This is a genomic window from Dinoroseobacter sp. S124A, from assembly GCF_049801015.1.
Classification (GTDB): Bacteria; Pseudomonadota; Alphaproteobacteria; order Rhodobacterales; family Rhodobacteraceae; genus Dinoroseobacter.
In genome coordinates this window covers 202,516-211,930 of the sequence record NZ_JBNAGD010000007.1, presented here as the reverse complement: position 1 = coordinate 211,930, position 9,415 = coordinate 202,516, and the positions used below count along the sequence as shown (strand labels likewise).

7 protein-coding genes are annotated in these 9,415 nt (G+C 66.2%); 6 read left to right on the top strand and 1 reads right to left on the bottom strand.

The annotated features are described in order from the left end of the window. Positions 1–123 precede the first annotated feature (123 nt). The 4 genes from ACP15I_RS17665 to ACP15I_RS17650 all read left to right on the top strand — a co-directional run bounded on the left by ACP15I_RS17665 (position 124) and on the right by ACP15I_RS17650 (position 5,409). Positions 124–1,104 carry an arginase family protein gene (locus tag ACP15I_RS17665; RefSeq protein WP_424976098.1) on the top strand — a complete coding sequence of 327 codons (981 nt, stop codon included), beginning with the start codon at positions 124–126 and terminating at the stop codon, positions 1,102–1,104. 159 nt (positions 1,105–1,263) lie between these two features. Then, on the top strand, positions 1,264–1,950 hold the full coding sequence (locus ACP15I_RS17660; protein WP_424976097.1) for a response regulator: 687 nt from the start codon (positions 1,264–1,266) through the stop codon (positions 1,948–1,950). Positions 1,951–2,018: 68 nt separating this feature from the next. Further along, entirely contained in the window at positions 2,019–3,218 is a 1,200-nt protein-coding gene (locus tag ACP15I_RS17655; RefSeq protein ID WP_424965626.1) for an FIST N-terminal domain-containing protein, read from the top strand. Then, positions 3,190–5,409 carry a PAS-domain containing protein gene (locus ACP15I_RS17650; protein WP_424976096.1) on the top strand — a complete coding sequence of 740 codons (2,220 nt, stop codon included), beginning with the start codon at positions 3,190–3,192 and terminating at the stop codon, positions 5,407–5,409. Before ACP15I_RS17655 ends, ACP15I_RS17650 begins: the two co-directional genes overlap by 29 nt. Here the strand turns inward: ACP15I_RS17650 and ACP15I_RS17645 are convergent. Beyond that, positions 5,406–6,116: an arylesterase gene (locus ACP15I_RS17645; RefSeq protein WP_424976095.1), complete on the bottom strand. Its 711-nt coding sequence runs from the start codon at positions 6,114–6,116 to the stop codon at positions 5,406–5,408. The genes ACP15I_RS17650 and ACP15I_RS17645 overlap by 4 nt on opposite strands. Between ACP15I_RS17645 and ACP15I_RS17640 the strand changes: the two genes are divergently transcribed. Further along, complete coding sequence (locus ACP15I_RS17640) at positions 6,115–6,816, top strand: ABC transporter ATP-binding protein (RefSeq protein WP_424976094.1); 702 nt, start codon at positions 6,115–6,117, stop codon at positions 6,814–6,816. The genes ACP15I_RS17645 and ACP15I_RS17640 overlap by 2 nt on opposite strands. Further along, positions 6,813–9,341: an ABC transporter permease gene (locus ACP15I_RS17635; protein WP_424976093.1), complete on the top strand. Its 2,529-nt coding sequence runs from the start codon at positions 6,813–6,815 to the stop codon at positions 9,339–9,341. Before ACP15I_RS17640 ends, ACP15I_RS17635 begins: the two co-directional genes overlap by 4 nt. Positions 9,342–9,415 lie beyond the last annotated feature (74 nt).

Sequence of the window (9,415 nt, the reverse complement as noted above, 5' to 3'; positions counted from 1 at the left end):
GGGGCGCCCCCAACTTGTGGGGCGCGCCACGTCCCGCACAACCCGCCTGCCAAACCCTGCGTGACGCCAAGCAGGTCCGTGGTCTAGGCTGCCGGGACACCCACCCCCAATTGTGAGCCCCCCATGACCGACCCCCACCAGACAGCCATGATGGAAAACCTCTACTGGTGGGGCATCCCGACCATGTTCCGCTGCCCCAACGAACCACCCGAAGGCGCGGATATCGCGCTGGTGGGGGTCCCCCATTCCAGCGGCAACGGCACGACCGAGCGCGACCAGCATCTGGGCCCGCGCGCCGTGCGCAACGTCTCCAGCGTTGCGCGGCGGATGCATGGCGGGTTCAACCTTGACCCCTGGAGCGCCGCTCGGATCGTGGATATCGGCGATGTCCCCCTGCCCCGGGCCAATGACAACGAAGCCTGCATCGCCGACATCACCACCTTCTACAAAGGCATCGACGCGGCCGGCGCGCGCCCGGTCTCGGTGGGCGGCGACCATTCGATCACCGGCGGGATCGTCCAGGCCCTTGGAAACGGACATCTGGCGGGCGGCGAGAAGGTCTGCTTCCTCCATCTGGACGCCCATACGGATGTCTTCACCAAGGTCGATCACTTCCTCGGCGCGAAGAAATCGGCGGCCCATTGGGGGGCCTATCTCGCAGATCAGGGCCAGGTGGACCCGACCCACTCGATGCAGATCGGATTGCGCGGCCATGCCCGCACGCTCGACTGGCTGCAGCCCTCCTACGAGTACGGCTACAACGTGGTCACCATGAAGGAGTTCCGCCGCCGTGGCCTCGCCGAGGTGGTGGCCCAGACCCGCGAGACGCTGGCCGGACGCCCGGTCTATATCACCTTCGATCTCGACTGCCTCGACCCGACCATCGCGCCTGCGGTCTCCAATCTCGAACCGGGCGAGAAGGGTTTTGACATCGACGAGGCCGTGGGCCTTCTCCACGCGGTGCGCGGGCTCAACATCATCGGCGGGGACGTGGTCTGCATGATGCCCACCAAGGACGCCCCGAACCAGATCACGGCCCTGACCGCCTCGGCCATCCTGTTTGAAATGATCTCGATGATCGCGGAAAATACCGCGAAATCTTAACGAATGGCCGTGTTCACCCCCCGATGCAGAGTCGCAACGACGCGGCTATGGGACCAATGGCTTGGTTTTCCTCGTGCAGTTTTTTCTTATGATTAAAGTCAAGAACCGGCCGCCTCAGAAGCCATGAGGCCCGACCGGACGGCAAAAGGACAACAGGCGATGGTGGCAACAGTCTTCAAGACAGCGATGATCGTGGATGATCACCCGTTGTTCTGCGATGCGCTCTCGATGACCCTGAAAACGGTGGCCAGCATCGATGCCATCAACACGGCCGATCATCTGGAAGCGGCCCTGACCCAGCTTGAGGATGTGCACCCGGATGTGATCATCCTCGATCTGAACCTGCCGGATGTGAACGGGCTCGACGGGCTGATCCGTCTGAAATCCGTGGCGCCGGAAACGCCCGTGGTCGTGGTGTCGTCCATGGCGGACAACCGGATGATCTCGTCGACCCTGCGGGTCGGGGCTGCGGGCTTTGTGCCCAAGCATTCCAAGCGCGACGTGTTCCGCGATGCGTTCGAGGCGATCCAGAAGGGCGCGATCTTCACACCTGACAGTTATGTGCCCACCTCGGACCGGGACGGACCGCAGAACAATGCCGAGGAAGCGCTCGCCCGGCTGGGTCTGCTCACGAAGCAGCAGGCGCGAATCCTGCAGCTGATCTGCGCGGGCAAGCTGAACAAACAGATCGCCTATGACCTGTCTATTGCCGAAACGACGGTAAAAGCGCATGTCACCGCGATTATGCGCAAATTGGGCGTCCAAAGCCGCACGCAGGCGGTTTTGATTGCACAAGAGGCAAATTTCGCCAACTTTGTGGCGAACGAGAACAGCTCGATGGCCTGAGCGGCGTACCCGCCGGGCCTTGAGGACAGCTTCCGGGAGGACGGGGGCTGGAAGGGGGGACCGCGGAGATGCTCAGCACGCCCGATGGCGCGCCACAGGCCTTTTTGCAGGCCCATATACGCTGCGATGAACCCGATGCGATGACCCGATTGCGCGATGCCCTGTGCACCGAGCCTTTGGCCCTTGTCATCCTCTTCGTCACCCCGGCCACGGATTTCCGCGATGTGATCGCCCGGGCCGACAAGCTCTTTGGCGACACCCCGGTGCTGGCCTGCACCACCGCCGGAGAGATTTCGGCCTCAGGCTATACCGAGGATGAGATCGTGGCCGTCGGCCTGCCCTCCGCGCTCTTTGCGGTCGAGACCATGCTGATCGACACGCTGGAAAAGATCGACACGCAGGAGCTGATCGGGCGCACGATCCGCAAACGTCAGAAGCTGACGCGCCGCGCCGAGACCTGGGAGAACGAGTTTGCCTTCCTGATGATCGACGGGCTGTCGCTCAAGGAGGACGAGCTGGCCTTTGGTCTGGCCACCGGGCTTGGCCCCATGCCGCTCTTTGGCGGCTCGGCGGGCGACGGCGCGCGGTTCGAGGAAACCTTCGTCTCGCTGAACGGCACCCCGTTTCAGAACGCGGCCATCGTGACCTTTGTGCGGACGCTCTGCCCGGTGAAGGTGTTCAGCCTCGACCACCTGACCCCGACGGACCGGCGTCTCGTGGTGACCGATGCCGATCCCAGCCGCCGCATGGTCCACAGCCTGAACGCCGCCCCGGCGGCCCGGGAATATGCCCGCGTGCTGGGCAAGGACCCCGAGCAGCTCGGCCCCTTCACCTTTGCCGCCCATCCGGTGGTGGTGACCATTGGCGGCACCCATCATGTGCGCGCGATCCAACAGGTCACCGAGGATGGCGATCTGGTGTTTTTCTCGGCCATCGACGAGGGGCTGGTGCTGACCCTTGCCGAGCCCGATGATCTGGTGGCCCATCTCGAACGCGAGTTCGATGCGCTTGCCGAAGGTGGCAAGCCTGCGGGCATCATCGCCTGCGACTGCATCCTGCGCCGGCTGGAGGCCGGGCAGAAGCAGATGATGGGCCGGATCTCGAACACGCTGGCCGAGCATTGCGTTGTCGGTTTTTCAACCTATGGTGAGCAATTGAACGCCATGCATGTCAATCATACGATGACCGGCGTGGCGATCTATCCGCCTGCACCCCAAGGCGACCAACCCGGGAGCGCGAATGACGGACTGGCTGATCGATCCAAGTGACTCGCTGGAGCGGCAGAATGAAAAGCTGCGCCAGATCACGGATGTGCTCATGCGTCGGGTCGAACAGGATACCGACAAGACCGGCGTCGCCTACCGCCAGTTCGAACGCGCCGCCCTGCTCGAAGATCAGGTGCGCCAGCGCACGGCGGATCTCGAACATGCGCTGGATCTGCTCAACGATTCCAACGCCCGGCTTGCCGAGGCCAATCGGGCCGCCGAGAGCGCGCGGGCAGACCTGTCCAGTGCGATCGAGACCATTCAGGAGGGGTTCGCCCTCTTCAATGCACAGGACGAGCTGGTCATGTGCAACAGCCGCTTCGGCATGCATATGCTCGACCTGCAGGCGGAGCTGTCGCCGGGCCTGACCTTCAAACGCTATGTCGAGCTGGTGAGCCACAGCCGGTTCCTCGCCCTGCCCGTGGATCTGTCGCCCGAGGCCTGGGCCGAGCGGCGGCTCAAGCGGCACCAGGACAACCACGTGATGTTCAATGTCCGCATGGTGCGCGACCGCTGGGTACAGGTGTCGGAACACCGCACCCATGATGGCGGAACGGTGATCATGCAGACCGATGTCACCGACATCATGCGGCTGGAGCGGGAAGAGCGCGACAAGCTGCTCGACGGCCAGTCCCGGATGATCCGCGCCACGCTCGACCATCTGAACCAGGGCGTGGTGATCTTCGACCGCAACGCCCGCCTGATGGGCTGGAACAAGCGGGTGGGCACGTTGCTGACCCTGCCGGTCAACCGCTTTCGCCTCGGCACCCAGTTCCAGACCCTGCTCGACCGGTTCGAATCCGAAACCACCTCGGAGGCGGCCGAGAAACGCTCCAGCCTATGGCAATGGGTGATGGAGGATGGCGACCGCAAGCCGATCAGTTTTGAGGTCAAGCGCCGGGACGGGCTGATCCTGGATGTTTTCGCACAGGAAATGCCCGACCGGGGGTTCGTGATCAGCTTCACCGACGTCACCGCCGAGCGCGAGGCGACCCGCACCCTGTTTGAGGTCAACGAGCTTCTTGAACAGCGCGTGATGGAGCGGACGCTGGAGCTGGAGGATGCACTCTCCTCGGCGGAGCGGGCGAATGCCTCCAAGTCGCGCTTCGTGGCGGCGGCGAGCCATGACCTGTTGCAGCCCCTTTCGGCGGCCAAGCTCTATGTCTCGGCGCTGGACGGGCCCGAGACCGGCTCGGCCACGCGCGAGATCGCCCACAAGGCGCACCGGGCGCTGAACTCGGTCGAGAACATCATTGACGCCCTTCTGGACATCTCGAAGCTCGAGGCAGGGATGGCCTCGCTCGAAGTGACCTCCGTGCGGCTCGACACGATCTTCGACACGATCCGCGAGGAATTCACCCCGATTGCCGCGCAAAAGGGGTTGGATTTCAAGGTGCTGACCTGCTCGGCGGTGGTGGAATCCGATACCTCCTACCTGCGCCGGATCGTGGCCAATCTGGTCTCGAACGCGATCCGCTACACGGATACGGGCCGGGTGCTGGTGGGCGCGCGCAGCAACGGGAATTCCTTTCGGATCGAGGTCTGGGACACGGGCCCGGGCATCCCAGAGACCAAGCAGGACATCATCTTTCAGGAGTTCGAGCGTCTGGATGCCAAGGCCAGCGCCTCCGAGGGGCTGGGGCTGGGCCTTGCGATCGTGGAGCGGGCCTGTGCCCGGTTGGGCCACCCGCTGGGCCTGTGGTCCGTGGTGGGCAAGGGCTCGGGCTTTTTCGTGAATGTGACCCTTTCGAACCAGCCGCACCTGACCTTGCCCGGATCGCTCAGCAAGATCACCGGCGGGCAATTGGCGGGCTCGGGCATGATCGTCCTGCTGGTCGAGAATGATCTCGAACTGCGCCGGGCGATGACGCTCCTGCTTGAGAAATGGGACATCTCGGTGCTCGACGTCCATGGCGCGGAAGAGGCGATTGCCCTGCTGGACGAGATCGAGATCGCGCCGGATGCGATGCTGATCGACTACCAACTGGATGACGGCGAGAACGGGCTCGACCTGATCGACCAGATCCACGCGCGCCATGGCAAGCTGCCGACGCGGCTCATCTCGGCCAACCGATCGCCCGAGCTTCGCGCCCAATGCGCGGCCCGGGATGTGGACCTGCTGAACAAGCCGATCGATGCCCGCACGCTGGAACGGTTCCTGACCAGCGCCCTGGAAGCCGTGGCCGAATACTAGGGCGACGCGCGGTCGATCAGGGCCTGCACCTCGGGGCCGAGCGCCTCGACGATCAGCGCCACGCCATCGGCATTCGGATGGATCCCGTCGCTCTGCATGTAATCGCGCACCGCCTGCACCTGATCCACCTGCGCGGTCAGCGCGCCGAGAAAGCTGTCCACATGGAGCGTGCCATAGGTCTCGGCCAACTCCGGGTACATCGCGTCAAAGGATGCCTTGTACTCGGGGCCGTAATTGCCGGGTGCCACCAGTCCGACCAGCAGCACCGGCAGCCCGCGGGCCTGAGCCTTGGCGAGGATCCCGTCGAGATTGGCGCGGCTCACCGATGGGTCGATCCCGCGCAGCAGGTCGTTACCGCCCAGCGCCACGATCATCGCATCCACGTCGGGCGTCAGGGTCCAGTCCACCCGGCTGAGCCCGCCCGCCGTGGTATCGCCCGAGACCCCGGCATTGATCAGCGCGACCTCTTCGCCCTGCGCCTCGAGCCAGCGCTGCAGCTGCGGGACGAACCCGTCCGCCTGCGGCAGGCCATAACCCTGGGTCAGGCTGTCGCCGAGGGCCGCGACCGTCACCGGCTCCGCCATGGCCGGGCTGAGCGCCAGCCAAACCGCGCCCGCCAGCCCGGCAAGCCCTGCCCGCGCCTTGCGAAACGCCCTACGCGCCCCATATGCCCTTGCAACCCCCTTCGCTCGGAGATCCCCGCCCATGTCAGACGCTGTCCTGTCGCTCACCGATGTTTCGCTTCGCCTGGACGGGAATGCGGGGCCGGTGGACATTCTGCATGACATCTCGCTGGAGGTCACAACCGGGGAAACGGTGGGGCTCATCGGGCCGTCGGGGTCGGGCAAATCTTCACTCCTCATGGTGCTCGGGGGGCTCGAACGTGCCACCGGCGGTCAGGTGCTGGCCCTTGGCCATGACCTGACGCGGCTCGACGAGGACGCATTGGCCCGGTTCCGCAGGGATCATATGGGCGTCGTGTTCCAATCCTTCCACCTCATTCCCACCATGACCGCTCTGGAAAACGTGGCAACCCCCCTTGAACTGGCCGGGGCCGCCGATGCGTTCGAGCGTGCCGAGGCCGAGCTCGCCTCGGTCGGGCTGGCGGACCGGTTGCACCATTACCCGTCCCAGATGTCCGGTGGCGAGCAGCAGCGTGTGGCCCTGGCCCGCGCCGCAGCCCCCCGTCCCAAGCTTCTGCTGGCCGATGAGCCCACGGGCAATCTCGACGGCACAACCGGCGAGGCGATCATGGATCTGCTCTTTGGCCTGCGCGACCGCCACGGGGCGACGCTGGTGCTGGTCACCCATGCGCGCGAACTGGCCGCGCGGTGTGACCGGGTCATTCGCCTGCGCGACGGGCGGGTGGACAGCGACACCACCGCCCAGCGTGAGGCGGCGGAATGAGCCTCGCGGTCGCGGGCCGGATCGCCCGACGCGAGCTGCGCGGCGGGATCGCCGGGTTTCGGGTCTTTCTGCTCTGTCTTGCCCTTGGCGTGGCGGCGATTGCCGCCGTGGGCTCTGTCCGCGTGGCAATCCAGCAGGGGCTGGAGCGCGAAGGCGCGGTGATCCTTGGCGGCGATGGCCAGATGGAGTTCACCTATCGCTTCGCCACCGAGAGCGAGCGCGCCTGGATGGACGAGAACGCGCTGGAGGTCTCTGAAATCGTGGAGTTTCGCTCCATGGTGGTGGTGGACGGGCCCGATGGGCCCGAGCGCGGCCTGACCCAGGTGAAGGCGGTCGATGACCTCTACCCGCTGAAGGGCGCGGTGGTGCTCAGCCCGGATATCCCGCTGGTCTCGGCCCTCGGGGGCGAGATCCCCGGGGCGGTGATCCAGCAGATCCTCGTGGACCGGATGGGGCTCCAGATCGGCGATACCTTCCGGCTTGGCACCCAGGAGTTTCGCCTTTCGGCCGTGCTGGAACGGGAACCGGACAGCGCCGGAGGCGGCTTCGGGCTCGGCCCGACGACCATCGTGCGCACCGAGGATCTGGCCGAAAGCGGCTTGATCGGCCCCGGCAGCCTGTTTGAGACCGAGTACCGCCTTTCCCTGCCCGTGGGCACCGACCTGCAGGAGATGGAGGACACCGCCGAGGGCCTGTTCCGCGACAGTGGCATGCGCTGGCGTGACAGCCGCAATGCCGCCCCGGGGGTCGAGCGGTTTGTCGAACGGATCGGCTCGTTCCTCGTGCTGGTCGGCCTTGCGGGGCTGGCCGTGGGCGGGGTCGGGATTTCCGCCGCCGTGCGCGCCTATCTGGACGGCAAGACGCCGGTGATCGCGACGCTCAAGACCCTTGGGGCCGAGGGCAGCACGATCTTTGCCGCCTATCTCATGCAAATCGGCGTTCTGACGGCGCTTGGCGTGACCGCAGGGCTGACCATTGGCGCAGCGATCCCCCTTCTGGCGGCCCCGATCCTGAGCGAGACCCTCCCCATTCCCGCCGCCTTCGGGGTGCATCCCGGTCCGCTGGCCGAGGCGGCACTTTACGGGATCCTGACGGCGCTTGTCTTCACGCTTTGGCCGCTTGCGCGCACCGAACAGGTCCGCGCCGCCGAGCTCTTCCGCGATGCCTCTACGCCCAAGTTTCACTGGCCGCGCGGGAAGTACCTCGCCGCCGTGATCCTCGCCGTGCTCGCGCTGGTGGGCAGTGCGGTGATGTTCTCGGGCATTCCGACGCTGGCCATGGGTTCGGTCGGCGGCATTGCCGGGGCGCTGGTGCTGTTGATCGGGGCTGCGTGGCTCGTGCGGCGGGCCGCGCGCCGGTTGGCCCGGTCCAGGATCGTGCGCGGGCGCACCGCCCTGAGGCTGGCGCTCGGCGCGGTCGGGGGCCCCGGAGGCGAGACGACCTCTGTCGTGCTGTCGCTCGGTCTCGGCCTTGCCGTGCTCGCAGCCGTGGGGCAGATCGACAGCAACCTGCGCACGGTCATCGCCGAAGAGCTGCCGCAGGACGCGCCGAGCTACTTCTTTGTGGATATCCAGACCGACCAGCTGCCGGATTTCCTGTCCCGGACGCGGGGCGATCCGGATGTGCGGCGCGTGGATACCGCGCCGATGCTGCGAGGCGTGATCACCGAGATCAACGGCCAGCCTGCGCGCGAGGTGGCCGGGGATCACTGGGTCGTGCGCGGCGACCGGGGCATCACCTACGCGGCTGCCCTCGGCCCGGACACGCGGATCACCGAGGGGGCCTTCTGGCCCGAGGATTACTCTGGACCGCCCCAGATCAGCTTTGCCGAGGAAGAGGCGCTGGAGCTCGGTCTCGAGCTGGGCGACCGGCTGACCGTGAACATTCTGGGCCGCGATATCGAAGCCGAGATCACCAGTTTCCGCGTCGTGGATTTTTCGACCGCAGGGATCGGTTTCGTGCTGACGATGAACCCCGCTGCTGTGGCTGGCGCGCCCCATACCCATATCGCCACGGTCTATGCCGCCGAAGAGGCCGAGGCGCAGCTTTTGCGCGATGTGGCGGCAGATGCGCCCAACATCACCGCGATCCGGGTGCGCGACGCCATTGACCGGGTGACCGAGGCCCTGTCCGGGCTGGCCGCGGCCACAAGCTATGGCGCGGCGGCCACGCTGATCACCGGCTTCGTCGTTCTGATCGGGGCGGCAGCAGCGGGGGAGCGGGCGCGGGTGTTCGAAGCCGCCGTGCTCAAGACGGTGGGTGCCACCCGGGCGCGGATCCTTGCGAGCTTTGCCTTGCGCTCAGCCTTTCTCGGGCTGGCAGCCGGGCTGGTCGCGATCCTTGCGGGCGGATTGGCCGGTTGGGGCGTGATGACCTTTGTGATGGAGACAAGCTACCGGTTCGAGCCGATTTCGGCTCTGGCGATTGTCACCGGCGGGGCCGCGGCCACATTGTTGGCGGGGCTCGCCTTCGCCCTGCGCCCGCTGGCGACCCGGCCCGCGCGGACCCTGCGCGGGCGAGAGTAACGTATCGCCATTGCGCCGCGCTGACGCGCGTCGCCCGGGGCGAGAGGGGTCAGCCCCTCTCGCGCTCTCCCCGG

Excerpts from the sequence above, each read along its gene's own strand:
- ACP15I_RS17665 (WP_424976098.1), top strand. The coding sequence starts at position 124 with ATGACCGACCCCCACCAGACAGCCATGATGGAAAACCTCTACTGGTGG.
- ACP15I_RS17660 (WP_424976097.1), top strand. The coding sequence starts at position 1,264 with ATGGTGGCAACAGTCTTCAAGACAGCGATGATCGTGGATGATCACCCG.
- ACP15I_RS17655 (WP_424965626.1), top strand. The coding sequence starts at position 2,019 with ATGCTCAGCACGCCCGATGGCGCGCCACAGGCCTTTTTGCAGGCCCAT.
- ACP15I_RS17650 (WP_424976096.1), top strand. The coding sequence starts at position 3,190 with ATGACGGACTGGCTGATCGATCCAAGTGACTCGCTGGAGCGGCAGAAT.
- ACP15I_RS17640 (WP_424976094.1), top strand. The coding sequence starts at position 6,115 with ATGTCAGACGCTGTCCTGTCGCTCACCGATGTTTCGCTTCGCCTGGAC.
- ACP15I_RS17645 (WP_424976095.1), bottom strand. The coding sequence starts at position 6,116 with ATGGGCGGGGATCTCCGAGCGAAGGGGGTTGCAAGGGCATATGGGGCG.
- ACP15I_RS17635 (WP_424976093.1), top strand. The coding sequence starts at position 6,813 with ATGAGCCTCGCGGTCGCGGGCCGGATCGCCCGACGCGAGCTGCGCGGC.